The organism is Actinophytocola glycyrrhizae (assembly GCF_042653545.1).
GTDB classification, from domain to species: Bacteria; Actinomycetota; Actinomycetes; order Mycobacteriales; family Pseudonocardiaceae; genus Actinophytocola; species Actinophytocola glycyrrhizae.
This window is the reverse complement of the sequence record NZ_JBHSIS010000003.1, coordinates 529,558-554,287: the sequence shown is the minus strand read 5'-3', so window position 1 is coordinate 554,287 and position 24,730 is coordinate 529,558. Positions and strand designations below refer to the sequence as shown.

General features: G+C 70.4%; 26 protein-coding genes. 10 read left to right on the top strand and 16 right to left on the bottom strand.

What is annotated here, in order from left to right; all coding sequences use genetic code 11:
* Window positions 1-2: 2 nt before the first annotated feature.
* Both ACFPCV_RS08720 and ACFPCV_RS08715 read left to right on the top strand, forming a co-directional pair.
* Window positions 3-203 carry a hypothetical protein gene (locus ACFPCV_RS08720; protein ID WP_378055534.1) on the top strand — a complete coding sequence of 67 codons (201 nt, stop codon included), beginning with the start codon at window positions 3-5 and terminating at the stop codon, window positions 201-203.
* 96 nt (window positions 204-299) lie between these two features.
* A complete protein-coding gene (locus ACFPCV_RS08715; protein WP_378055533.1) occupies window positions 300-497 on the top strand; it encodes a hypothetical protein in 198 nt (65 codons plus the stop codon).
* A gap of 155 nt (window positions 498-652) precedes the next feature.
* Here the strand turns inward: ACFPCV_RS08715 and hutI are convergent, their stop codons facing one another.
* From hutI to hutH, 5 genes are all read right to left on the bottom strand, one after another.
* Complete coding sequence (gene hutI, locus ACFPCV_RS08710) at window positions 653-1,816, bottom strand: imidazolonepropionase (RefSeq protein ID WP_378055532.1); 1,164 nt, start codon at window positions 1,814-1,816, stop codon at window positions 653-655.
* Window positions 1,813-3,129, bottom strand: coding sequence for a formimidoylglutamate deiminase (locus ACFPCV_RS08705; RefSeq protein ID WP_378055531.1), 1,317 nt, complete (start codon window positions 3,127-3,129; stop codon window positions 1,813-1,815). Before ACFPCV_RS08705 ends, hutI begins: the two co-directional genes overlap by 4 nt.
* Window positions 3,126-4,313, bottom strand: a complete 1,188-nt coding sequence (locus tag ACFPCV_RS08700; protein ID WP_378055530.1) for an allantoate amidohydrolase — start codon at window positions 4,311-4,313, stop codon at window positions 3,126-3,128. The genes ACFPCV_RS08705 and ACFPCV_RS08700 overlap by 4 nt, the downstream gene beginning before the upstream one ends.
* A gap of 61 nt (window positions 4,314-4,374) precedes the next feature.
* Window positions 4,375-6,054, bottom strand: a complete 1,680-nt coding sequence (hutU, locus tag ACFPCV_RS08695; protein WP_378055529.1) for a urocanate hydratase — start codon at window positions 6,052-6,054, stop codon at window positions 4,375-4,377.
* Between the two features lie 94 nt (window positions 6,055-6,148).
* On the bottom strand, window positions 6,149-7,645 hold the full coding sequence (hutH, locus tag ACFPCV_RS08690; protein WP_378055528.1) for a histidine ammonia-lyase: 1,497 nt from the start codon (window positions 7,643-7,645) through the stop codon (window positions 6,149-6,151).
* A 194-nt stretch (window positions 7,646-7,839) separates the two neighbouring features.
* On the opposite strand from hutH, the gene ACFPCV_RS08685 reads away from it, so the two are divergent.
* From ACFPCV_RS08685 to ACFPCV_RS08665, 5 genes are all read left to right on the top strand, one after another.
* Complete coding sequence (locus ACFPCV_RS08685; protein ID WP_378055527.1) at window positions 7,840-8,739, top strand: hypothetical protein; 900 nt, start codon at window positions 7,840-7,842, stop codon at window positions 8,737-8,739.
* A 16-nt stretch (window positions 8,740-8,755) separates the two neighbouring features.
* Window positions 8,756-9,508 carry a radical SAM protein gene (locus ACFPCV_RS08680; RefSeq protein WP_378055526.1) on the top strand — a complete coding sequence of 251 codons (753 nt, stop codon included), beginning with the start codon at window positions 8,756-8,758 and terminating at the stop codon, window positions 9,506-9,508.
* Between the two features lie 17 nt (window positions 9,509-9,525).
* Entirely contained in the window at window positions 9,526-10,011 is a 486-nt protein-coding gene (locus ACFPCV_RS08675) for a nucleoside deaminase (protein WP_378055525.1), read from the top strand.
* 147 nt (window positions 10,012-10,158) lie between these two features.
* Complete coding sequence (locus tag ACFPCV_RS08670) at window positions 10,159-10,815, top strand: class I SAM-dependent methyltransferase (protein WP_378055739.1); 657 nt, start codon at window positions 10,159-10,161, stop codon at window positions 10,813-10,815.
* 51 nt (window positions 10,816-10,866) lie between these two features.
* On the top strand, window positions 10,867-11,643 hold the full coding sequence (locus ACFPCV_RS08665; RefSeq protein ID WP_378055524.1) for an IclR family transcriptional regulator: 777 nt from the start codon (window positions 10,867-10,869) through the stop codon (window positions 11,641-11,643).
* Window positions 11,644-11,988: 345 nt separating this feature from the next.
* Here ACFPCV_RS08665 and ACFPCV_RS08660 read toward each other — a convergent pair whose 3' ends face one another.
* The 6 genes from ACFPCV_RS08660 to ACFPCV_RS08635 all read right to left on the bottom strand — a co-directional run bounded on the left by ACFPCV_RS08660 (window position 11,989) and on the right by ACFPCV_RS08635 (window position 19,766).
* On the bottom strand, window positions 11,989-12,897 hold the full coding sequence (locus ACFPCV_RS08660; RefSeq protein WP_378055523.1) for an ABC transporter substrate-binding protein: 909 nt from the start codon (window positions 12,895-12,897) through the stop codon (window positions 11,989-11,991).
* 13 nt (window positions 12,898-12,910) lie between these two features.
* Window positions 12,911-13,648: an ABC transporter permease gene (locus ACFPCV_RS08655; RefSeq protein ID WP_378055522.1), complete on the bottom strand. Its 738-nt coding sequence runs from the start codon at window positions 13,646-13,648 to the stop codon at window positions 12,911-12,913.
* Window positions 13,645-14,313 (bottom strand): ABC transporter permease, encoded by a 669-nt coding sequence (locus ACFPCV_RS08650; RefSeq protein ID WP_378055521.1) that lies wholly within the window; start codon window positions 14,311-14,313, stop codon window positions 13,645-13,647. Before ACFPCV_RS08650 ends, ACFPCV_RS08655 begins: the two co-directional genes overlap by 4 nt.
* On the bottom strand, window positions 14,310-15,416 hold the full coding sequence (locus tag ACFPCV_RS08645) for an ABC transporter ATP-binding protein (RefSeq protein WP_378055520.1): 1,107 nt from the start codon (window positions 15,414-15,416) through the stop codon (window positions 14,310-14,312). The genes ACFPCV_RS08650 and ACFPCV_RS08645 overlap by 4 nt, the downstream gene beginning before the upstream one ends.
* A 527-nt stretch (window positions 15,417-15,943) precedes the next feature.
* Entirely contained in the window at window positions 15,944-18,502 is a 2,559-nt protein-coding gene (locus tag ACFPCV_RS08640; protein WP_378055519.1) for an EAL domain-containing protein, read from the bottom strand.
* Between the two features lie 55 nt (window positions 18,503-18,557).
* Window positions 18,558-19,766, bottom strand: coding sequence for an NAD(P)-dependent malic enzyme (locus ACFPCV_RS08635; protein ID WP_378055518.1), 1,209 nt, complete (start codon window positions 19,764-19,766; stop codon window positions 18,558-18,560).
* A 214-nt stretch (window positions 19,767-19,980) separates the two neighbouring features.
* Here ACFPCV_RS08635 and rfbC point away from each other — a divergent pair, with 214 nt between their 5' ends.
* On the top strand, window positions 19,981-20,586 hold the full coding sequence (gene rfbC, locus ACFPCV_RS08630) for a dTDP-4-dehydrorhamnose 3,5-epimerase (protein WP_378055517.1): 606 nt from the start codon (window positions 19,981-19,983) through the stop codon (window positions 20,584-20,586).
* On the opposite strand, the gene ACFPCV_RS08625 is transcribed toward rfbC, so the two are convergent.
* Window positions 20,559-20,879: a S26 family signal peptidase gene (locus tag ACFPCV_RS08625; RefSeq protein WP_378055516.1), complete on the bottom strand. Its 321-nt coding sequence runs from the start codon at window positions 20,877-20,879 to the stop codon at window positions 20,559-20,561. The two genes, rfbC and ACFPCV_RS08625, sit on opposite strands and share 28 nt — an antisense overlap.
* Window positions 20,880-20,962: 83 nt before the next feature.
* Here ACFPCV_RS08625 and sodN point away from each other — a divergent pair, with 83 nt between their 5' ends.
* A complete protein-coding gene (gene sodN / locus ACFPCV_RS08620; protein ID WP_133903807.1) occupies window positions 20,963-21,370 on the top strand; it encodes a superoxide dismutase, Ni in 408 nt (135 codons plus the stop codon).
* 66 nt (window positions 21,371-21,436) lie between these two features.
* Entirely contained in the window at window positions 21,437-22,006 is a 570-nt protein-coding gene (locus ACFPCV_RS08615; RefSeq protein WP_378055515.1) for a hypothetical protein, read from the top strand.
* Here ACFPCV_RS08615 and ACFPCV_RS08610 read toward each other — a convergent pair.
* The 4 genes from ACFPCV_RS08610 to ACFPCV_RS08595 are packed head-to-tail and all read right to left on the bottom strand — an operon-like array spanning window position 21,990 to window position 24,649.
* The gene (locus tag ACFPCV_RS08610; RefSeq protein WP_378055514.1) at window positions 21,990-22,478 is read right to left on the bottom strand and encodes a TetR/AcrR family transcriptional regulator; all 489 of its coding nucleotides are present in this window, start codon (window positions 22,476-22,478) and stop codon (window positions 21,990-21,992) included. The two genes, ACFPCV_RS08615 and ACFPCV_RS08610, sit on opposite strands and share 17 nt — an antisense overlap.
* Window positions 22,475-22,939 (bottom strand): SRPBCC family protein, encoded by a 465-nt coding sequence (locus ACFPCV_RS08605; protein WP_378055513.1) that lies wholly within the window; start codon window positions 22,937-22,939, stop codon window positions 22,475-22,477. Before ACFPCV_RS08605 ends, ACFPCV_RS08610 begins: the two co-directional genes overlap by 4 nt.
* Before the next feature lie 4 nt (window positions 22,940-22,943).
* Window positions 22,944-23,816 (bottom strand): LLM class flavin-dependent oxidoreductase, encoded by an 873-nt coding sequence (locus ACFPCV_RS08600; RefSeq protein ID WP_378055512.1) that lies wholly within the window; start codon window positions 23,814-23,816, stop codon window positions 22,944-22,946.
* The gene (locus ACFPCV_RS08595) at window positions 23,813-24,649 is read right to left on the bottom strand and encodes an NAD(P)-dependent oxidoreductase (protein ID WP_378055511.1); all 837 of its coding nucleotides are present in this window, start codon (window positions 24,647-24,649) and stop codon (window positions 23,813-23,815) included. Before ACFPCV_RS08595 ends, ACFPCV_RS08600 begins: the two co-directional genes overlap by 4 nt.
* Window positions 24,650-24,730: the final 81 nt, after the last annotated feature.

The window sequence follows — 24,730 nt, the reverse complement described above, 5'->3', positions numbered from 1 at the left end:
GCATGCCCGACCAGCACAGCGACCAGCACGGCGACGAGCAGCCCGGCGGCCAGGACTGGATCCCGCTGGACCAGAACCCGCACGCCGACGACAAACGCGACGTGCTGGACCCGGCCGGTGAGGAAACCCCGTTCAAGCGGCTCATCTTCATCGGCCTGGCCATCGGTGTGCTGGTGGTGGCGCTGGTCATCTGGCTGATCTGAGGGCCTGTGGACGACTGTGCGCACGCGTTCTGCCGTTGTCGGTCCCCCGCCGTAGCATGGGAAACCAGGGGCCGGAGGCCAACCTGGGAGGACGCCATGCCCAACGACAACACACAGGACGACACACAACGCGATCCCGTCATCTTCGGGAACGACCCGTTCACCCACGAGCGGCCACCCATCGAGGACGAGGACAAGCCGACCTACCGCCCACCCACCCGCTGGGCGTTCATCGTCGTGGCCCTCTTCGTGGTCGTGATCCTCGTCGGCGCCGTCGGACTCTGGGTGCTCTAGTCCGCCACTGGTCCGCCTCCCCGGATTTCACAGTGTTGGTCCCGACCCAGCGAAACCTGCGGAGCGCGAACGGTCGGTGGCTTGGTGCCGTCACGTTCCCCTGAGGTAACTGCTGATCAGCGCAGACCTTCGCACAAAGATCCATGGACGTGGTTCTAGCGTGCCCGCACTCCGGCCCGCCACACCGCCCACGTCAGTGGCACTCCCGGCCGGTACGCCAGGTGCGTCACCGACGGCGCGTCCAGCACCTGCACGTCCGCACGCGCCCCGGCCCGCAGCACCCCGACGTCGTCCCGCCGCAGCGCCCGCGCACCGCCCCACGTCGCCGCCCGGACGGCCTCCTCGACCGACATCCGCATCTGCAGCACCGCGGTCGCCACGCAGTACGCCATCGACGACGTGTACGACGAGCCGGGGTTGCAGTTCGTCGCCAGTGCCACGGTCGCGCCGTTGTCCAGCAGTTCACGCGCGTCCGGCAGCGGCTGCCTGGTCGACAGGTCGCACGCGGGCAGCAGCGTCGCCACCGTGTCCGACTGCGCCAGCGCGTCCACGTCCGACCTGGTCAGGTACGTGCAGTGGTCGACGCTCGCCGCGCCCAGTTCCACCGCGAGCCGCACCCCGGGGCCGTAACCCAGCTGGTTGCCGTGCACCCGCAACCCGAGACCCTTCGCCGCGGCCGCGGTCAGCACCGCCCGGGACTCGTCCTCGTCGAACGCGCCCGTCTCGCAGAACACGTCCGCCCACCGCACGTGCGGCGCGACCGCGTCGAGCATCTCACCGGTCACCAGGCCGACGTAGTCAGCGGTGGACAGCTCGGCCGGGACCAGGTGCGCGCCGAGGAACGTGACCTCGTCGGCCTCTTCCGCGGCGATGCGGGCCGACCGCAGCTCGTCGGCGACCGTCAGGCCGTAGCCGGTCTTGGTCTCCACACACGTCGTGCCCTGCGCCACCGCCTCCGCGACATGCCTGCGCAGCACCTGCCGCAGTTCGTCGTCCGACGCGGCGCGGGTCGCCGCCACGGTCACCGCGATCCCGCCCGCCGTGTACGGCTGACCGGCCATGCGGGCGGCGAACTCGGCCGTGCGGTCACCGGCGAACACCAGGTGGGTGTGGCTGTCGACCCAGCCGGGCAGCACCGCGCGGCCCTCGACGTCGACCCGTTCGTCGGCGTCCGGTGCGGCCGAGGCCGCGCCGACCCACGCGATCCGGTCACCGTCGAGCACCAGCGCGGCGTCCGGCCGCGCGGGCCCGTCGTTGGTGGTCAGCTCGCCGATGCCGGTGACGAGGACACTCCGCGTCCGATGGTTCGCTCCGCTCACGCCCACAGCTCCTCGATCGCTTCGGTCAGCAGTCCGCCGACATCGCCCAGCCGCGTGTGGTGCCCGTCCCGCGCGATGACGACGCCGTTCGACACCACCGTGCGCACGTCCGCCGCCGTCGCCGCGTACAGCACCTGGTCGGGGCGGCTGCCCGCGGTGCGGACGCTGTCGAGCCGCACGGCCACCAGGTCCGCGGGCGCGCCAGGGGCGATCGTGCCCGCGTCCGGCCAGCCCAGCGCCGCGTTGCCCGCCGACGTCAGCGCCGTGACCAGCTCCCCGGGGGCGAACCGGCCGCGCAGGCCGGTGCGCAGCCGCTCGCCGTGCTCCAGTGCGCGGGCCTCCGCGAGCGGGTCCACGACCGCGTGCTGGTCGCTGCCGAGCGACAGCGGCGCACCGGCGTCGGCCAGCTCCCGGGCGGGGCCGATGCCGTCGGCGAGGTCCGCTTCCGTGGTGGGGCAGAAACACACCGCGGTGCCGGAGGAACCGAGCGCCGTGATGTCCCGAGTGGACAGGTGGGTGGCGTGCACCGCGGTCGTCGACGGTCCCAGCGCGCCCGACTCCGCGAGCAGCGCGACGGGCGTCATCCCGTACGCGGTCTGGCACGCCTCGTTCTCGGCGGGCTGTTCGGACACGTGCACGTGCAGCGGCCGTCCATCCACAATGGACGCTATGGCGGCGATCGCGCCACGCGGCACCGCGCGCACCGAGTGGATCGCGCCGCCCACCCTGGCGAACCGCCGGTCGTACCGGGGTTGCGCGCGCTGCGCCCACGCCTCGACACTGCCGTCGGAGAACCGTTGCTGCTCAAGGGAAAGCGGGGTGTCGATGCCGCCGGTGAGGTAGCACGTGTCGAGCAGCGTCATCCGCATGCCCGCCGCCAGCGCCGCCTCCAGGAGGGCCTCGCCCATCGCGTTCGGCTCGGCGTAGCGCCCGCCGCCCGCCGGGTGGTGCACGTAGTGGAACTCGCCGACGACCGTCACACCGGCCACGGCCATCTCCGCGTACACGGCGGTGGCCAGGCGCAGGTAGTTGTCGGGGTCGAGCTTGGACGCCAGCTCGTACATGCCGCGCCGCCACGTCCAGAACGTGCCGCCGTCGGCGTGGGTGCGCCCGCGCAGCGCACGGTGGAACGCGTGCGAGTGCACGTTGGCGAAACCGGGGAACACCATGCCAGCCAACACCTGCGCACCGGACGGCGGCGTCGCGGACCGCGACACGGCCGTGATCCGGCCGCCCTCGTCGGCCTCGACCACCACGCCGGCCGCGACACCGCCGGAGGGCACCCACGCGTTCTCGCACCAGAACGTGGTCATCCGGCCAGCCGTCCCAGCACGGTCGCGAGCGCGGCCACCCCGGCCTGGCAGTCGCTCTCCTGCGCGAACTCCTCAGGGGCGTGGGAGACGCCGGTCGGGTTGCGCACGAACAGCATCGCGGTCGGCACGTGCGCGGCGAGGATGCCCGCGTCGTGCCCGGCGCCGGTCGGCAGCGCGGGCACCCCGCCCAGCGCCGCCGACAGCGTGTCACGCAGACCGCTGTCGAACACCACCGTGTCGCCGTAGGACTCCTCGACGACGGTCAGCTCACAGTTCTCGCGGGCCGCCGCCTCCGTCGCCATCTCGCGGATCCGTGCGACGACCCGGCGGGTGTCGTGGTCGTCGTCCGCGCGGGCGTCCAGCCACACGTCCACAGTGGACGCGATGACGTTGGTGCCACCCGGGTTCGGCACGATCCGGCCGACGGTCGCGCGCGCCCCGTCCACTTCGGACCCCGCGATCCGGGTCGCCAGCACCATCTCCGCCGCGGGCACCATCGGGTCGCGGCGGTCGCCGAGCAGCGTCGCACCGGCGTGGTTGCCCTCGCCGGTGAACGTGAACCGCCACCGGCCGTGCGCGAGGATCGAGCTGGCGACCCCGACGGGCGCACCGAGATCGACGAGTCCGCGTCCCTGCTCCACGTGCAGTTCGACGAACGTGCCGATGGCCGACAGCGCGTCGTCGTCGCGGCCGATCCCGGCCGGGTCGAGCCCGGCCTCGGCCGCCGCCTCCGCGAACGTGATCCCGGCCGGGTCGTGCAGACGACGGGCCACGTCCGGGTCGATCGCGCCGGACAGCAGCCGCGAACCAAGGCACGGCACGCCGAACCGGCCACCCTCCTCCTCCGCGAACACCACGATCGCGAGTGGCTTCGACGGCGTGAACCCACCGGCCTGCAAGGCATCCACGGCAGCGAGCGCGGACACCACGCCCAGCGGCCCGTCGAACGCGCCGCCGCCGGGCACCGAGTCGAGGTGGCTGCCGGTGACGACCGCGTCCCGGCCGGGTTCGCCCCACCACGCCCACAGGTTGCCGTTGCGGTCACAGCGCACGGCCAGGCCGCGGTGCTGCGCCTGCTCGACGAACCACTCCCGCAGCTCCCGCTCGGCCGGGTCGAACACGTGCCGGGAGTACCCGCCACGCTTCGGGTCCCGCCCGACGCCCTCGATCGCGTCGAGTCCCACATCGGCCTCCCCAATGCCCCGAAAGACGCTTTCAGGGCGTTCAGTGTCCCGAAAGCGTCTTTCAGGGCATCGGCACGGTGACGCCGCGTTCGGCGGCTACGGCGCGGGCCTCGTCGTAGCCGGCGTCCACGTGGCGGATCACACCCATGCCGGGGTCGTTGGTCAGCACGCGGCTGATCTTCTCACCGGCGAGCGGGGTGCCGTCGGCGACGGTGACCTGCCCGGCGTGGATGGAGCGCCCGATGCCGACGCCGCCGCCGTGGTGGACCGACACCCAGCTCGCGCCCGACGCGGTGTTGACCATCGCGTTGAGCAGCGGCCAGTCGGCGATCGCGTCGGAGCCATCAGCCATCGCCTCGGTCTCGCGGTAGGGCGAGGCGACCGACCCGCAGTCGAGGTGGTCACGGCCGATCACGACCGGCGCGGACAGCTCACCGCTCGCGACCATCTCGTTGAACCGCTCGCCAGCGAGGTGCCGCTCGCCGTAGCCGAGCCAGCAGATGCGCGCGGGAAGTCCCTGGAACGCGACCCTTTCCCCCGCCATCCGGATCCAGCGGGCGAGGGACTCCTTCTCGGGGAACAGCTCCAGGATCGCGCGGTCGGTCGCGGCGATGTCGGCCGGGTCGCCGGACAGCGCGGCCCAGCGGAACGGGCCCATGCCCTCGCAGAACATCGGCCGGATGTAGGCGGGCACGAAGCCGGGGAAGTCGAACGCGCGCTCGCAGCCACCCGCCTTGGCCTCGCCGCGGATGGAGTTGCCGTAGTCGAACACCTCGGCGCCCGCGTCCATGAACCCGACCATGGCCTCGACGTGGTCGGCCATCGAGTCGCGGGCACGGTCGGTGAACTCGTCCGGCTTCTTGGCGGCGTAGTCGGACCAGTCGTCGAGCCCGATGCCCTTCGGCAGGTAGGCGAGCGGGTCGTGGGCGGAGGTCTGGTCGGTGACGATGTCGATCTCCACGCCGCGGCGCAGCAGCTCGGGCACGACCTGCGCCGCGTTGCCGATGACCGCGACCGACAGCGCGCGGCCCGCCCGCTTCGCGGTCTCGACCCGGCGCACGGCGTCGTCGAGGTCGTCGGCGACCTCGTCGAGGTAGCGGGTCTCGACGCGGCGGTGCGCGCGGGCCGGGTCGACCTCCACGCACAGCGCGACGCCCTCGTTCATCGTGATGGCAAGCGGTTGCGCGCCACCCATGCCGCCGAGCCCGGCGGTCAGCGTGATCGTTCCCCTGAGGCTGCCGCCGAACCGTTTGCGCGCGATGGCCGCGAACGTCTCGTAGGTGCCCTGCAGGATGCCCTGGGTGCCGATGTAGATCCACGAACCGGCCGTCATCTGGCCGTACATCGTCAGCCCCAGCGAGTCCAGGCGCCGGAACTCCGGCCACGTCGCCCAGTCGCCGACGAGGTTCGAGTTCGCGATCAGCACCCGCGGCGCCCACTCGTGCGTGCGCATCACGCCGACCGGTTTCCCGGACTGGACAAGGAGAGTCTCGTCGTCACGCAGTGCGGTCAGCTCGCGGGTGATGGCCTCGAAGCTGGCCCAGTTGCGGGCGGCCTTGCCGGTGCCGCCGTAGACGACGAGGTCGTCGGGCCGCTCGGCGACCTCGGGGTCGAGGTTGTTGTGGAACATCCGCAGCGCGGCCTCGGTCTGCCAGCTGCGTGCGGTCAGGGTGTTCCCCCGCGCGGCGCGGACGGGTCGGGGCTGTCCCGCCTCCCCGGAATTTAGAGTTTTGGTCACCATGACGAATTCCGTTCAGTTCGGGACGTGCTTGTGGCTGGGTTGCTTCTCGTTCCCCTTGGGTACAGCTGACAGCCACTCGGGCCGCGCAAACCCGTCATGGCAGTTCTCCTGATCTGATCAGTGATTCGGCGGCGGCGATCTCCGGGGCGAGGTGGCGGTCCGGGCCGGGCCCGGGGACGACGCGGCGCAGTGCCGCGACGGCCTGTGCGGTGGCCGGTGCCGGGGTGAGCGGGGCCCGCAGGTCGAGCGCGCGGGCGGCGGTGAGCAGCTCGATCGCGAGCACGGTCGTGAGCCCGTCGATTGACTTGCGCAGCTTGCGTGCCGCGGACCAGCCCATGGAGACGTGGTCCTCCTGCATGGCCGACGACGGGATCGAGTCGACAGAAGCGGGCACGGCGAGCCGCTTCATCTCCGAGACGACCGCGGCCTGCGTGTACTGGACGATCATGTGGCCGGAGTCGACACCGGGATCGTCGGCGAGGAACGGCGGCAGGCCGTGGCTGCGGTTCGCGTCGAGCATCCGGTCGGTGCGGCGCTCGGCCATGCTGGCGACGTCCGCGGCCGGGATCGCGAGGAAGTCCAGCGGGTAGGCGACCGGCGCGCCGTGGAAGTTGCCGTTGGACTCGACCCGGCCATCGGGCAGGACCACGGGGTTGTCGATGGCGGCGGCCAGCTCGCGGTCGGCGACGGTCGCCACGTAGGCGACGGTGTCGCGGGCGGCGCCGTGGACCTGCGGAGCACAACGCAGCGAGTAGGCGTCCTGTACCCGGTTGCAGTGCGGGCCCCGGTGGCTGGCCATGATCGCGGACCCCGCCAGCAGCGCGGTCATGCGTGCGGCGGACGCGGCCTGACCGGGGTGCGGACGCAGGGCCTGCAGTTCGGGCGCGAACACGCGGTCGGTGCCCAGCAGCGCCTCGACCGACATGGCTGCGGTCAGGTCGGCGACGTCGAGTAGTCGGTGCAGGTCGGCCAGTGCGAGCACCAGCATGCCGAGCATGCCGTCGGTGCCGTTGATGAGCGCGAGCCCTTCCTTCTCGGCCAGCTGGACGGGGACGATGCCCGCCTCGTAGAGGGCGTCCCTGGCGGGTAACCGATGGCCGTCGACGGTCACCTCACCCTCGCCCATCAGCGCCAGCGCCACGGCCGACAGCGGCGCGAGGTCACCGGAGCAGCCGAGCGAGCCGTACTCGTGGACGACCGGCGTGATGCCCGCGTTGAGCAGCCCGGCGAGCGCCTCGACCACCTCGGGCCGCACCCCGGTGCGCCCGGTCGCGAGGGTGCGCAGCCGCAGCAGCATCAACCCGCGCACCACCTCGGCCTCGACCGGGTCCCCAGCGCCCGCCGCGTGCGACCGGATCAGCGACCGCTGCAGCGCGGCCCGCCGGTCGGGCGGGATGTGCCGGGTGGCGAGCGCACCGAACCCGGTGGAGACGCCGTAGGTGGGGGCGGCGGCCCCGGCGAGCCGTTCGACGTGCGCACGGGTCCTCGCCACCGCGGCGAGCGCGGCGTCCCCGACCTCGACCGCCGCGTACCCCCGCACGACGGCGACCACCTGTTCGCGGGTGAGCGGCCCGCCATCGATCACGACCATGGGGTACATCCCATCGTTGTTCCGCCGTTAGCACGACCCGAGGTCCCCGGTTCAGGTCTGGTATCCCAGACACATGCCGTCGAAGAAGGCGTGCCTGAACCCACACGGCCGATTGCGATCAACTCGAGCGACGTGGCAGCCTCGGATCGCATTCAGGTCGATGCACACCGACCGTCACGAATGATTGCCGACAAGTGCCGTTCCAGACTCGATTCAGGGAAATCCCGGATATCCAGGTCACTGATCTGCACAGGAAAGGTGCCGTGCAAGAGTCCGCGGGGAAGGTCGTTCGACTGATCTTCGTCCTGCTCTCGGTGATTCTCCTCGGCATGTGGGTGAACATATACACCGACCACCTCAGGAGTGGCGACCCCCTGGCCACCATCGCTAACCTCGGATGGAGCAATCTCCTGTTGGGCGGAGGAGCCGGATGCCTGGGAGCGAGCGAATATGTCGCACTGAGGAGGCGAGTGATGGAACGAAGAGATCTTGAACATCGCCTCGAGGTTCTCAGACACCGTGAACACCGCCTACTCGAGAACACTCTCGGCCTGGTCTGCGATCTCATCTCGAAGACCTTGCGAGTCCCGTGCAACGGGCGGTATTTCATTGCCGTGCCCGACGAGCACGGCGAGATCTTCCTCGAACAGGACCGCGAACTGGCGGTGCTCAACATCCGCATGCCGCGCGAATTCGGCTTCACCAGGGTCGCGACGAGCACACCCCACATCGTCACCGGTCGCGCGTTCACCGAACGACGCGCGCTCTACGAGAGACTGCCCATCGACCATCACGATCTCTACGACGCCACCATCGCTCGCATGATCGAGCCGACACAGCGGTGGGTGCTCGCCTGTCCGGTACTCGCACTCGATCCCGAGACCAACCGACACGACGACGAACACCTGCCCCACGGCGTCATCTGCTTCTACAGCACACAGGAACCAGCGAAGGCAGGACAACAAAGGCGTGTGGACGAGTGCCTGCGGTACGCGGAGTTGTTCGCCGACCAGATGTCGCAGCTGCTCAACATGCTCGAACTGACACAAGCCATGGCGGCCCCCCATGACGAGAACACCGGAATGGCTTCCTAGCTCGATATGCCTACGCGTGACCCGGCGGTGCAATGCCGCCTGCTCGTTCTGCCAGGCGCCCAACACCAGTCGCGTCGAGCTTTCCGTCGCGCAGATAGGCACCGTCGCCGAGCGGTTGGCAGCCGCGTCCGTGCGATCGCTGAAGGTTTCCGGCGGTGAACCGACCACGCGCGCCGACCTGCCCGAGATCATCCACACGACAGCAACCTCCGGCCTGCGTCCCGTTGTCATCACGAACGGGATATCGCTCGACAGCACCGTGCTCGACATGATGGTGGCCCACGACGCCGAGTTCAAGTTCAGCATCCACCGTCCGGATGCGAGGAACGACCGCGTGCTGCGGGTTCGCGCCTTCGATCGAGTACTTGCGAACCTCGCCACCTGCCGTCGGCGGCACATCGCCTTCTCCCTCAACACAGTGGTGACGTCGCGGACCGTCGACATGATGGCGGCGATGACCGAATTCGCGGCGGCACAAGGCGCCCGTAAGATCAGCTTCATCCCGGTCGTCCCGCGCGGTCGAGCAGTCCGGAGCGGTGACCACATCGACGAGGATCGGCTGCGAGAAGTACATCGTCGAGTCGAGACACTTCGCGGAACCTATTCCGGGCGCCTGCTGGTCCGGTGCATCGACATCAGGCACCACGACTACTGGATCGTCGAGAACGACGGGGCCTTGTGGATAGAGCGAGCGCGGGAGGGACTGGATGTCCGCGTCTGCGGCCTCAACGAACTGATCGGCCTGCCCGGGCGCACGGTGGAGAAATGAACGGAAGGACCTCATCGGTGATCAGCCTGGAAGAACTGATGCGACGTTGCCTCGAACTAGCGGCCTCGGCGACGGACTCGGGGAACTACGCACTTGGCGCGCTGGTCGCGGTCGACGGGAGAATCGCGGCGGAGTCGGCGAGCAGCCTGATCGGTGATGACAACGACCCGAGCGCGCATCCGGAAATGGTTGTCATCCGGGAAACCGCGAGGATGAAAGGAACACGATATCTCCCCGGCGCTCTTCTCGTCACCACTCTCGAACCCTGTCCCATGTGCACGTCCGTCGCGATCTGGGCGAAGATGGCCGGCATCGCCTTCGGCGCGACGCAACAGGACGCGAAGTCGTGGTCGGCAGAACACCCCAGCGACGTCTACACCTGGCGGCAGATCGCGATTCCCGCCCGCGCAGTCGTGCTGGCCGGAGAACCGGCGCTGGAGCTACACGAAGGGGTGCTGCGCGACGAGTGCCGGTCGTTGTTCTCCCTCACCTCGCACCGTTAGGCCCGAGCGACTGTGGACAACGCCGACAACGCGGACATCCCGGCACCGGTCCGGTTCACGTGGACGCCAGCCGCACGCGCCCGGTTCTGGGCATGGGAGAGCAACTTCCCGGAGCACTACTTCTCCGGCAAGTACGGACGCTCACTCATGCAGGTACTCGGCCGGTACGTGCGGTCCGGTCAGAGCGTGCTCGATTACGCGTGCGGGATCGGTTTCCTTTCCGCACACCTGCTCCGCAGCTTCCACGTGGACGTGTGGGCAACGGACGAGGGCGAGCACGCGATCGAACTCACCCAGCGGCGCAACGGCGGACAACTCCGCTTCCGTACGGCCACGACAGTCGACACGCTGCTCGCACAGGGCACCCGGTTCGACCGCGTTGTGGCGGTCGAACTGGTCGAACACCTCGACGACGACCAGCTCGAGCTGTTCTTCGACCGAGTCAGCCGGCTGCTGGTGCCGAGTGGCCTGCTTGTCGTCACCACACCGAACGGCGAGCAGCTCGACCGGAAAATGATCCTCTGCCCGAACTGCAACCAGACCTTTCACCGCTGGCAGCACGTGCGCAGCGTCAGCAGCAGCACCCTCGCGCAGCTGGCGGCCGAGCACGGCTTTCGTCTGCATGAGTCACGCGAGACCAGCTTCGCCCGGCGGGGGCCGCTTGGTTACCTGCTGAGACGACACCCCTGTCTCGTTCCGGCGCGCGCCATGCACCGACCTCACCTGGTCGGCGTCCTGGCCAGGAGCGGGTCCGGAGTCAGAACTCGGTGTCGACCTCACCGTCCCAGACGGTTTGCTCCGTAGCAGCACCCCACGGTTAGACATCGCGGACCGGAGGTCTGGTATTCCAGACAGGTGACCGACATACCTGCTCTGCGCCGCGGCCTGGCGGTGCTGCGCCTGCTGGCGGGCCGCGCGGGCCCGGTGACGGCCGGGCACGTGGCCCGCGAGCTGGGCCTGCCACGCTCGACGACCTACCACCTGCTGGCGGAGCTGACGGCCGCCGGGTTCGTGACCCACCTGCCGGAGGAACGCCGGTACGGGCTGGGACTGGCGACGTTCGAGCTGGGTTCGGCGTACCTGCGCCACGATCCCCTCGAACGGCTGGCCAGGCCGGTGCTGCGGGCCCTGATCGGCCGGACGGAGCACGTGGCACAACTGGGGGTGCTGCACGGGCGGGAGACGCTGTACCTGCTGCGGGAACAGCCGTCCCTGCACGCGACGGTGGTGACGGACGTCGGCGTCCGGCTGCCCGCGCACCTGCCCGCATCAGGCCGGGCCATGCTGGGCGCACTGCCCGCGGCGCAGGTCAGGGCCCTGTTCCCGGGCCGGTCGGCGTTCGTGGACCGGACCGGCCGCGGCCCCCGCGACCTGCCGGCGCTGCGACGGGCGCTGACGGCGGCCCGGCAACGCGGCTGGACCGTGGAGGACGGCTACGTGACGCCGGGCTTCGCCTCGGTCGCGGCACCGGTACTGGACCACAGCGGCCACCCGATCGCGGCCATCTCGACCACCTTCCGCCACGAATGCACCCCCGAATGCGACGAGACGTGGCCCGACCTGGCAGCGGAGACCCGCCGGGCCGCGGAGGAACTGACCACCCGCATCGGCGGGGCGCGGTCGGAGTCCTAGCTGACGTTTGGGCAGTCGGTAGGGGTGTGCTGGTCACGTCGGTCTGGTGGTTCCCGGCCTGGGCTTTCGGCGGAGGTCGGTGTTGGCGTTCGTGGGTTTGTCCTCGCCGGACGGGCAGGTCTCGGGGGTGGCGGAGGGTGGGGTTGCGCCACCGTCGGGGTTGCGCGGGCATATCGCCCCGCTTCGCGGGGCGGACGCGTAGCGTCCTGGCTTCGGTGCCGTCCTGCGGGTGCCCGCCGGAGCCCGTGTCCACACGCCAAACCCACTTCACCTCATCCGCACAAGGTAGCCAGCACACGGCGAAGGGCGCCTCCCAGTTCGGAAGGCGCCCTTCGCGGCGAGTGCTTACAGGCCGACCTCGGCCAGCCATTCCTTGGCGACGTCCGCGTACTCCGGCTTGTCCGGGGCGTTCAGTGCCGCGTTCAGTTCCAGCAGTGTGTCCGTGTCGAGCTTCGCCGAGACCGCGTTCAGGGTCTCCTTGACCGTGTCGCTCGCCTTGTCCTTGTTGATCAGCGGCACGACGTTCTGCGCGGCGAAGTTGTTCTTCGGGTCCTCCAGCACCACCAGGTCGTTCGCCTCGATGGCGGCGTCGGTGGTGAAGATGTCGGCGGCCTGGACGGTGCCGTCGAGCAGCGCCTTCGTGGTGATGGCGCCCGGCTCCAGCGCGGCGAAGCTCTTGAACGTGCAGTCGTAGGTCTCCTCGAGGCCCGGGATGCCGTCCGCGCGCTCCTGGATCTCCGGCGGCCCGCCGAAGACGACCTCACCGCAGTGCGGCACCAGGTCCTCGATGGACTTCAGGTTCCACTTCTCCGCCGTCTCCCTGGTGACGACGACCGCGTCCTTGTCCTCCGCCTCGGCCTTCTCCAGCACGATGAGGTTCTCGGGCAGCGCGTCCGGCAGTGCCGCGTACACCTCCTCCGACTCGACCTGCGGCGCCTGCTTGTCGAAGAACTGCAGCAGCACGCCCGTGTACTCGGGGATCAGGTCGATCGAGCCGTCCTTGAGCCCGTCCATGTACTTCTCGCGGCTGCCGAGGTCGTGCTGCCGCTGGACCGTGACGCCCTCGGCCTCCAGGGCCTGGGCGTAGATCTCGGCGAGCAGCTGGCTCTCCGGGAAGTTCGCCGAGCCGACCGTGATCGTGTCGCCGGAACCGCCCTCCGGCGTGTCCTCGGCCAGCGGGTCGGAACTGCCGCACGCGGAAACGGCCAGCGTCGCCGCCAGGGCCGTCGCCACTCCGGCGATAACGCGCTTCATCCTCTGTGTCTCCTCACGTGGACTTATCCGTCAAACCAAGGGTCGGCCTGCGCCAGGTGCGGACCGTGCTTTTCCTCGTGGCAGCGTTGCGCAGGCCGGGTGACACCGCCACTCGCTGCACGACCTCCAGCACGCCCTCGACCACCAGCGCCAGCAGCGCGATCACGATCGCGCCCGCCGCCATCTGCGGGTAGCCGTTCGGCGAGCCGGCGCCCGCGTTGTTGCCGTCGATGACGAGCCGGCCCAGCCCGCCGAGCGACACGTAGGCCGCGATCGTCGCGGTCGCGATCACCTGCAGCGTCGCGGAGCGGATGCCGCCGAGGATCAGCGGGAGCGCGTTGGGCAGCTCCACCTTCCACAGCACCGTCGAACCACGCATGCCCATGCCGCGCGCGGCGTCCACGACGGCCCCGTCGACGTTGCGGATGCCCGCGTACGTGCCCGCGAGGATCGGCGGCAGCGCCAGGATGACCAGCGCGATCACCACCGGCAGCAGGCCGACGTAGGTCAGCAGCACCAGCAGCGTCAGCAGACCCAGCTCCGGCAGCGCGCGCAGTCCGTTGGACAGGCCGGCGACGAGGAACGTGCCGCGTCCGGTGTGGCCGATGATCGCGCCGAGCGGCACCGCGATGACCGCGGCGACCAGCACGGTCATCGCCGTGTAGCCCAGGTGCTCCCAGATGCGGGCCGGGATGCCGGTCGCGCCGCTCCAGTGGTCCGAGTCGAACAACCAGTTCAGTGCCGAGTTCACGACCTGACCCCCTGCCTCGCGCGCGTCCACGGCGTGATGAGCTTGCCGGCCAGCAGGAGCAGCGCGTCGATGATCAGTGCGATGACCAGGATCAGCACGATCGCTACGACCATCTCGACGGCGTTGTTGCGCCGGAAGCCCTCGGTGATCAGGCTGCCGAGGCCGCCGATGCCGATCAGGGCACCGACCGCGGTCAGGCTCATCGCCGACACGGCCGCGACCCGCAGCCCGGCCACGATCACCGGGATCGCGAGCGGCAGCTCGACCGTGAGGAACCGTCTTGCCGGGCGGAAACCGACGGCGGTCGCGGCCGCGGTGACGTCATCCGGCACGGCGAGCAGCGCGTCGGTGACCGAGCGGACCAGCAGCGCGATCGTGTAGACGGCGAGCGGCACCTGGACGTTCAGCGGGTCGATGATCTTCGTGCCGATCATCAGCGGCACCAGCGTGATCAGCGCCAGCGACGGGATCGTGTACAGCACACCGGCGAGCGGCACCAGCACCAGCCGCACGGCGGGCCACCGGCTCGCGGCCCAGCCCAGCGGCAGCGAGATGATCAGGCCGACCAGCACCGGCAGCAGCGCGAGGTACAGGTGCTCGACGGTGGCGTCGGCGATCTTGTCGACGTTGCGCGGTAGCCACGGCCACGGCCAGTCGACGTTCACGCGGGCACCTCACCGGTCCGGCGTGCCTTGGCGAGCGCGTCGAGCACGGCGTCCGCCTTGACGCTGCCCGCGACCGCACCGTCGGCGTCGACGGCGATGCCGAGCCCGGAGGGCGAGCTGAGCGCGGAGTCCAGCGCGTTGCGCAGCGAGCCCGCGGTGCCGGCCGCACCATCCACTTCGTACAGGGAACCGCCGGAGACGAGGCTGTCCGCACGCACCGGGTCCGAAGTGGACGTGCGGTCGAGCCAGCCGAGGGGCCGGTTCCGCTCGTCGACGACCACGATCCAGCCGGTCTCCGCCGTGCTCTCGCCGGCCCGCACGGTGGCGATCGGCCCGACCGGGACCCCGGTGGCGGTGAGGAAACCGAGTGCACGGTAGCCGCGGTCGCGGCCGACGAACGAGGACACGAAGTCGTCGGCGGGCTTGGCGAGCAGCTCAGAGGGCGTCGCGTACTGCGCGAGCTTCCCGCCGACCCGGAACACCGCGACCAGGTCGCCCAGCTTGATGGCCTCGTCGATGTCGTGGGTGACGAACACGATCGTCTTGTCCAGTTCGGACTGCAGGCGCAGCAACTGCTGCTGCAGGTCCTCTCGCACGATGGGGTCGACCGCGGAGAACGGCTCGTCCATCAGCAGCACCGGCGGGTCGGCGGCGAGCGCGCGGGCCACCCCGACCCGCTGCTGCTGGCCACCGGAGAGCTGCACCGGGTACCGCTTGCCCAGCTCGACGGGAAGACCGACCAGGTCGAGCAGTTCCGATGCGCGGGCGCGCGCCTCGCGCTTGCTCTTGCCGGTCAGCAGCGGCACGGTCGCCACGTTGTCGAGCACCGTGCGGTGCGGGAACAACCCGGCGTGCTGGATGACGTACCCGATGCCGCGCCGCAACAACGGCGGATCGGAGTCGCGAATGTCCTTGCCGTCCAACAAAATGGTGCCGCTGGTCGGGTCGATCATCCGGTTGATCATCCGCAGGGAGGTCGTCTTGCCGCAACCGGACGGCCCGACGAAGACCGTGATCTTCCCGGCGTCGACGACCAGGTCGAGGCCGTCGACCGCGACCGTGCCGTCCGGGTACTTCTTGGTCACGGCCTGGAACTCGATCACTGCCCCGAGACTCCTCAGGTCGAGAACGGCCACCTTCCGGCCGTAGGTCGCTCGACCCTAGCCCGATCCACCGACAACGGCAGACCATCCCACAACCTGACTAGACCACCTGACACACCCCACGCTAACCCATTCGGAGCAGCGTGACCAGATCGTCACCTGAAACCCCGCGAGTCCCCGCTCCAGAACCCGCGAGTCCCCCGTCCAGAACCCGCGAGTCCCCCGTTCAAAACCCGCGAGTCCCCCGTTCAGGACCCGCGAGTCCCCCGTTCAAAACCCGCGAGTCCCCCGTTCAGGACCCGCGAGTCTCCCGTTCGGGACCCATGAACTGACGGTTGGCGACACAAGGCAGACACGCCGGTCCGCTGACTCGGTGTCCCGAACGGGGAACTCGGCGGTCCCGAACGCGGGACTCGCGGGTCCCGAAACCGGGACTCGCGGGTTCTGAACGCGGGACTCGCGGGTTCTGAACGCGGGACTCGCGGGTTTGGGGCGGGGACTCGCGGGGGTGATGGGGGTGGGGTGGGTCAGGAGCCTCGGGGGATGTGGACCGGGCCCATGCGGAGCAGGTCGCGGAACTCCTTCGCGGGTAGCGGCTTCGACAGCAGCCAGCCCTGGTACGCCTCGACGCCGAAGCTGCGCAGCACGTGGAACTGCGATTCGGTCTCCACGCCCTCGGCGACACACGTGCGGCCCATCGCGCGCGCCATGTCGACCAGCGCGCGCACCACCGCGAAGTCCGCCGCCTCGACGGCCACCCCGGACACGAACGCGCGATCGATCTTGATGATCTGCGCGGGCAGCTCCTTCAGCCGCGCCAGCGACGAGTAGCCGGTGCCGAAGTCGTCGACGGCGAACCGCACACCGCGGTCGGCCAGCTCCGCCATCGCCGTCCGGGTGCGGGACGGCAGGTCGATCAGCGAGGTCTCGACCAGTTCGAGCACCACGCGGTCCCATTCGATGCCGGTCTCCGCGACCGCGGCGGCCACGATCTCGGTGAACTCCGGGTCACCCGGCACGAGTCCGGCCAGGTTCACGGCCACGCCGACTTCGGCCCCCAGCACCGCACCGGCCATCATCGGCCACTTCGACGCCTCGCACAGCGCGGTCCGCAGCACCCACCGGTCCAGCTCACGCAGCAGGTCACCCTGCTCGGCGACCGGGAGGAACGCGCCGGGTGGCAGCATCCCGCGCTCCGGGTGCGGCCACCGGACCAGCGCCTCGGCCGACAGGATCGTCCCGTCCGGGCCGACGACCGGCTGGTAGTGCAGCACCAGCCCGTCGTTCGCGATCGCGTCGCGGAGCTGGCCCTCCAGCATCATCTGGCTGTTGGCCGACGCGATCAACGCCTCGCTCGCGAGCTGCACCCGGCCCGTACCCTGCCGCTTCGCGTTGAACATGGCGGCGTCGGCGAACCGCAGGAGGTCCGCCGCGGACGTCTCCGGCCCGGTCGGCGTCGCGGCACCGATCGTGGCCGACACCCGCAGCAACTGCCCGCGTACCGGCACCGCCGCGCGTAAGAGCTGTGCGACGCGGTTCGCCAGGGCCTCGACCCCGTCGACCTCCTCGACGTCCGAGCAGATCACCACGTACTCGTCACCGGACATGCGGCCCGCCGTGCACGACGGCGGCAGCCCGCGCTCCAGCCGCCGCGCGAGCGCGGTGATCAGCTCGTCGCCGACGTCGTGGCCGAGTGAGTCGTTGACACGCTTGAAGTTGTCGACGTCGCAGAACAGCAGCGCGACCTTGTCCGCGTCCGGCCCGCCGAGCAGCTGGTTGAGCAGCTCGTTCACCGCGGCCCTGCCGGGAAGGCCGGTCAGCTCGTCGTGCGTTGCCTGGTAGCGCAACCGTTCCGCGGCCCGCCGCCGCTCGGTCACGTCGGAGAACACCACGAGCCAGAACCGGTTGCCGTCGTCGGCGACCGACACGGTCACGTTCAGCTCGCAGTACACGGCCTTGCCCGACGCCGTCACCAGCACCCGCTGCCCGGCGCGGGTGTCGCCGGCGCGCCGGGACGCGCCGGCGAGCAGCGACTCGCCGCGGTCGGTCGGGTGGGTGAGGTGGGCGGCCGACGTGCCGCGCAGCCGCTCCAGGTCCATCTGCAGCAGCCTGCACAGCGCGTCGTTCGCGTCGACCAGCCGTTCCGCCTCGTCGAAGAGGCCGATGCCGACCGGTGCGATCGCGACCAGGTCGGAGAACCGCTGCGAGGAGCGCATCATGCGGGTCTCGGTGGACCGCTGCTCGGTCACGTCCTGCGCGGTGCCGATCATGATCGAGCGGCCCTGCTCGCTGTCCATCACGTCGCCCCGGCAGCGGAACACCCGCCACGAGCCGTCCGGCAGCACCGCGCGGTGCTCGCACTCGATGGGCCGCCCGCTCGCCGCGAGGTCCTGCCACCGCTGGTCCACCCAGGCGCGGTCGTCGGGGTGCACGAGGCTCAGGTAGTCGGTGTAGGTGATCGGGGTGCCCGGCTCGACGCCGAACAGCTCGTAGAGCATCGTCGACCAGATGCACTCGCCGGTCTCGGTGTTCCACTCCCAGGTGCCCATCCTGGCGACCCGCTGCGCGTCGCCGAACAGGCGCCGGTCCTGACTGGCCCGCTGCTCGGCGACCCGGAGCTTGGTGACGTCCTGGACGGTGCCGGTCGTGCGCACCATGGTGCCCGCCTGGTCGAACACGGCCTCCGCACGGATCTGGAAGATCCGTTCGCCGGTCACGTCCCGCAGCTCGGCCTCGACCGGCATCGGCTCCCGGCCCGCGACCAGGCGGGCGCGGAACTCGCCGAGCACCGCCTGGTCGTCGGGGAACACGAGACGCATCGCGTCGGCCACCGTGCAGGTTTCCGGCAGGCCGCACAGCCTGCGCACACCTTCGGAGAAGTACGCCTGCCTGGTCTCGAGGTCGACGCTCCACACGCCGAGCTCGGCGATCCGTTCCGCACCGTCCAGCAACAGAGCGGCCTGCTCCTGGCTGGTGGGGACGATGTCGGCCAACGGGGTGGTACCTGCGGGCAGGGGCGAGCCGCCGGTCAGCCGCTCACCAGGGAGCGGGCCGGCACGCACGACATGCTCGGCCACCACGCCCATCCTTCCGCCCGCATGCCGGCGGGTCGGGCGCAGCCGCCGATCTTCCCGCCGGTGCTCAGGCTACCCCGTCTTCCTTCGCGGCACGGGCGACCGCTGCCGCGACCTCCGGCGCGACCCGGGGGTCGACCCCGCTCGGCACGATGTAGTCGGCGGACAGGTCCTCGGCGGCGACCGCCGCGATGGCCTCCGCCGCCGCCAGCTTCATGCGCTCGGTGATGCGCCGCGCACCAGCGTCCAGCGCGCCGCGGAACACGCCGGGGAACGCGAGGGAGTTGTTGATCTGGTTGGGGAAGTCGCTGCGCCCGGTGGCGACGATCGCGGCGTGCCTGCGCGCCACGTCGGGGTGGATCTCCGGGTCCGGGTTGGACAGTGCGAACACCACCGAACCACCGGCCATCGACGCGACCAGCTCCTCGGACACGGTCGACCCGGACAGCCCGACGAACACGTCGGCGCCCCGCATGGCCTCGGCGACGCCGCCGCGCAGCCCCGCCTTGTTGGTGCGCGTGGCCAGTTCGGCCTTCACCGGGTTCATGCCGTCGCGGCCGTCGTGCAGGATCCCGCGCGAGTCCAGCACCGTCACGTCGCCGGCGCCCGCCGACAGCAGGATGTTCGCGCAGGCCACCCCGGACGCGCCCGCCCCGGCGATGACGATCCGCTGGTCGCCGATCGGCTTGTCCAGCACGGCGTTCGCGCCGCGCAGCGCGGCGAGCAGGATGATCGCGGTGCCGTGCTGGTCGTCGTGCATGACCGGGCAGTCCAGTGCCTCGATCAGCCGCTTCTCCAGCTCGAAGCACCGCGGCGCGGACACGTCCTCGAGGTTCACGGCGCCGAACGACGGCCGCAGCCGCACCAGCGTCTCGACGATCTCGTCCACGTCCGTGGTGTCGAGCACCAGCGGGATCGAGTTCAGGCCGCCGAACGTCTTGAACAGCGCGGCCTTGCCCTCCATGACCGGCAGCGCCGCCCGAGGGCCGATGTCGCCGAGCCCCAGCACCGCGGTCCCGTCGCTCACGACGGCGACCAGGCGGGAGGTCCAGGTGTACTTGTTCACCAGCGAGGCGTCCTGCGCGATGGCACGGCTCACCTTCGCCACCCCTGGGGTGTACGCGATGGACAGCGCACGCGAGTCGGTGATCGAGCGCGGCACCGAGATGTCCAGCTTGCCGCCCTCGTGGGCACGGAAGATCTCAGCGTCGGTGACGGGCCTGTCGGGGACGGGCGTGTCGAGGTCGGTGGCCAGCGGGTCGTTCACGGCAGTCATTGCGTCCCTCCTGCGGGGCGTGCGGAAGCCAGGGCTCTGGCAGGTTGGCTCCGCTCGATCGCGGCGTGGTCGAGCATCGGTTGGGTGCACCGATGCGGTGGGACCAGGCCGGGCACGTCGGCCGCACACCGCTTGTAGGGCGTGCGACCGCGGACGCTGCGGTGTCCCACAGTGTAGACAGGGAGGTTGTCGGCTGTCGCGTACCCTCCGTCACATGGAGGTTCGCGAGCTCAAGATCCCCGGCTGTTTCGAGTTCACCCCCAGATCGTTCCCCGACGAGCGCGGGGTGTTCGTCTCGCCGTACCAGGAGGAGCCGTTCGTCAAGGTCGTCGGGCACCCCCTGCGGCTCGCGCAGAGCAACCACAGCAGGTCCAGGCGCGGCAGTGTGCGTGGGCTGCACTTCGCGGACGTGCCGCCGGGACAGGCGAAGTACGTGTACTGCCCGTCCGGGGCCCTCCTCGACGTCGTCGTCGACATCCGCGCAGGCTCGCCCACCTTCGGCGTGTGGGACGCGGTGCGCCTCGACCCCGTGGACTTCCGCGCCATGTACCTCCCGGAGGGCATCGGCCACGCGTTCATCGCCCTCGAGGACGACACGGTGATCTCCTACCTCTGCTCCACCCCGTACAACCCACCCGCCGAGCACGCCATCTCGCCGATGGACCCCGCGCTCGGCCTGCCGTGGCCGGACGACATGGAGCTGCTGCTGTCCCAGAAGGACACCGCGGCGCCCACTCTCGCCGAGGCCGAGTCGAGCGGCCTGCTGCCCCGCTACGACGAGTGCCTTGCCCGCTACCGCGAGCTGAGGATCCTCGGCTGAGGCCACAGCCGCGCGACCACCACGCCGTGCACCTGGGCCGGCCCCAGATCCCGTGAGTCGGTGCTGGCCAGGTCGTTGTCCCCGACCACGTGCCAGCCGAGGTCGTCGCGCCCGGCGGCCCGCTTGATCGACAGCTGCCCCGGCCGCGTCACCCACGTGACCACCACCACATCACCCGTCCGTGGGTTACGCCGGTTCCGCGCGAGGACGACGTCCCCGTCCTTCAGGGTGGGCACCATCGAGGGCCCGCGCACCCGGATGCGCCGGTAGGGCAGCCACCCCAGCGGATTCACTTCGATCACCTCCGTCGTGTCCGCCCAGCATGCCGGGAGTAGTGTCCGAAGCGTCGGAGCGTCAACCTTGTTCAGGAGGAAAGATGCGACTCCTGTCGCGCATTCTCGGCCCACGCCTGGAAGCCACCGCACACTGCGACCTTCCGTGCGGCGTGTACGACCCGGCGCAGGCCCGCATCGAGGCCGAGTCGGTGAAGGCCATCCAGCAGAAGTACCAGGACAACGAGGACCCGGAGTTCCGCACCCGCGCGATTCTCATCGCCGAGCAGCGGAGCGAGCTGGTCAAGCACCACCTGTGGGTCCTGTGGACCGACTACTTCAAGCCCCCGCACTTCGAGAAGTACCCCCAGCTCCACGAGCTGGTCAACAAGGCGACGAAGGCCGCGGGCGCCTCGGGCACCAAGGGCTCCATGGACCCCGCCAAGGGCCAGGAACTCCTCGACTACATCGCCGAGATTGACAAGATCTTCTGGGAGACCAAGCAGGGCTGAGGTCGTACCCCGCCGCGACGGCGCTGACCCGTGTGGGTCGGCGCCGTTTGTCGTAGGTTCGGCCGGGTGCGGGTGCTGTTGATCGGCGGGACGTCGAACGTGGGCAAGTCGAGTGTCGCCGAGGTGGTGGCGGCGCGGCTGGGGTTCGAGCACCGGTCGACCGACTACCTCGCCCGGCATCCTGGGCGGCCGTGGCGCACGCCCGGGCGGGAGGTGCCGCCGCACGTCGTCGAGCACTATTCGACGTTGTCCGTCGACGAGTTGGTCGCGTCGGTCCTCGCGCACTACGAGCGGCTCTGGCCCCGGATCGAGGAGCTGGTCAGCACCCATCCCGGCCTCGTCCTGGAGGGTTCCGCGCTCTGGCCGGGCCGGGTCGCGGCGCTGTCGCCGACCGACGTCGCCGCCGTGTGGCTCACCGCCGAGGACGGCGTCATCCGAAGCCGGATCCATACCTCGGGCGACTATCGCAACGGGACCGACGACGAGCGCGCGCTCATGGACACGTTCCTGGCTCGCAGCGTCCGGTTCCAGGAACTGGTGCTGGCGGAGGTGGAACGGTTGGGCCTGCGCCACATCCACCAGGCCGGACAGTCCATCCCGGAACTTGCCGACCTGGTGCTCACAGGAACGGTGTGAGTGCCGCGCGCCAGGTCTCGTCCAGGTCGGCGTCCGGTGGGAAGCGGTTCGCCATCTCCAGGTCCACCAGGCCGTGCGCGAGTGCCCACAACGCCCGCGCCCGGTGCTCCCCACCTGCGACGGCCACGAGCTGCGCGGCAGCGGCGGTCTCGACCGACGCCGGGATCGCGTCCCTGCGCAGCGGCCGGCGTGTGGCCAGTTCGTACAACCCCTTGTGCGCCAGCGCCCACTCCCGGTACGCCGCCATGATCGCGAGCAGGTCGGAACCGGCGGGGACCAACACCGACGCCATCACCCGCAGTGCCCGTTCCTGCAGGCCGGCCTCGATGTCGTCCTTGCTCGCGACGTGTTTGTACAGCGACGGCGCGCGGATCCCCATCTCCTGCGCGACCCGGCGCATGGTCAGCGCCTCCGCACCCTCCGACTCCAGGAGGGACTCCGCCACGTCGAGGATCTCCTCCTTGCGCGTCACGCCGCGGCCCGCTCCGCCCGCGTCTTCAGCGCCTCGTTCATCTGCCGGAAGCCCGCTTCGGTCTTCGCGAGGGTCGACGACATCAGCCCGACCAGCACGCCCGTGAACGTCTCCTCCTGCACCAGCGTGCAACCGGTTGCCGTCGGCGTGAGTGTGAACGTGTGACGGCCGTCGAAGAGGCCGGGGACCAGGAACCTGCCCAGCCACTCCAGTTTCCGGTTCTCCTCGGCGGCCGTCACCGTCGGCCGGAACGTCATGCCCTTCGCGCCCGGCGGCGTGATGCGGACCTCGATGCGGGCACCCACGGTGAGCGATCCCGTCAGGCGCGGCATGAACGGGTTCCACTCGGCGAACGTCGCGGTGTCGGTGAGCTGGGCCCACACGACCTCGGCGGGGGCGTTGATCTCGGTGGTGACGCTGATCCGGCGCATGGCTTCCTCCTGGCTAACGTTGTTAGCCACAACATTAGGCTAACGTTGTTAGCCGCGTCAACGCCGGGACCACCTCCTCGTCGAACTTCTCCTGTTCGGCCTGGTCGGCGGGCCAGCCGAGCACGAAGTCCGCGGTGCCCGCCGCGGTCAGCCGCTCGACCAGCTCGGTGAACGACGCACCCGGCACGAGCGGATCGGTCGTGTCCCACAACAGGAACTGCCTGCGCAGCGTCGCCGGGTCCCGGCCTGCCGCGAGGCACAGCTCGTCGAGCTTGTCGTTCTGCTCGCGCGTGCGGGCCACGATGTCGGCGACCGGCGCGCCGAACTGGCCGTTCGAGTTCCACACGTCGGCGTGCGCCACCGCGGTCCGCAGCATCGTCGGCGCCTGCCCGCCCACGACGATCGGCGGTTTGCGGACCGGCCCCGGCGCCGTCGGCAGGTCCCGCACCGAGTACCACTCACCCTCGTAGGTGAACGGTGTTCCCCTCGCCCGCAGCGCACCGTCGACGATCGCGACGTACTCGGCGAACCGCCGCACCCGCTCGCGCACCGGCCATGGCGCGGAGCCGACCGCGTGGTGGTCCATGTCGAACACACCGGCGCCCATGCCCAGCTCGAGCCGCCCGCCGGAGAGCTGGTCGACGGTCATCGCCTGCTTCGCGACCAGCCCCGGCGCGCGCAGGATCGGGTTGTTCACCAGCGGCCCGAGCGCGACCCGCGAGGTCGTGACCGCCGCGGCCGCCAGCAGGCTCCAGCCGTCGAGGAACGGACCGTCGACGGCGCGGAAGTCGCCGATGTGGTCGGCGATGTAGGCCTGGTCGAACCCCAGCTCCTCGATCCGGCGGAACCGCGCCAGCAACTCGTCCGCGGGTGCGTCCTGCATGAGGAGCACCCCGAAGCGCGTCATGACAGCAGCTCGATGACGCTGGGGAAGTCGTCGCCCCCGTGCCCCTGTTCGACACGGCGGCGCATCAGCGCGAACAGCGGGTCGGACAACTCCGTGCTCACCCCCTGGGCACGGCTGACCTCGCCGATCCCGTCGTTCGCGACCTGCATCGCCAGGTCCGACTCCTCGGCCGTGTAGTCACCGCTGTCGATCTGGCCCGCCATGTCCACGAGTGCGGGGAACATCGCGCGCAGCCACGGGATCAGCAGCGTCTCGGTGAACTCGACGACCGGCACGCCCTCGGTTCGCACCATCGCCGCCGCGTGCACGAAACCGCCCAGCATGCCGTACATGCCGGTCAGCATCGCGATGTCGTTCAACGCGGCGAGGCCCGGCTCGGCACCGAGGTAGCGGCGGTCGCCGAACGCCGAAAGCACGTCCTGCGCGCGGCGGAACGCCTGTTCGTCGCCGCTGTAGAGGACCACGGCGGCGGGGCTGCCGATCATGGACGGGATGGCCATGATCCCGCCATCGAGGAAGGCGGCGCCGCGGCCGGTGACGAGCGCGGACAGCTTCGCGGCCTCGGCGGGTGTGCCGGTGGTGAGGTTGACGATCGTGCGGCCGGTCAGCTCCACGCCGTCGAGGACGTCGACGACCGACTCGAAGTCCAGCAGGCAGAGGATGACAAGCTCGTTGGCCGCGACGGCGTCGGCGGCCGTCTGCGCGTTGGTGACGGCGAGGTCGCCTGCCCGGCCGGGCGTGCGGTTCCAGACGGTGGTGTCGTGACCGCGTGCCACGAGTGCGGCGGCGAGCGCCCTGCCCATCTTCCCGAGTCCGATGACTGTTGTGTTCACGCCGGGAACTCTGCTTTCGTACCCTACGATCAGGCAAGTACCTACCTCAAAGTCAGGTACTCACCAAAAAGTAAGGATCCA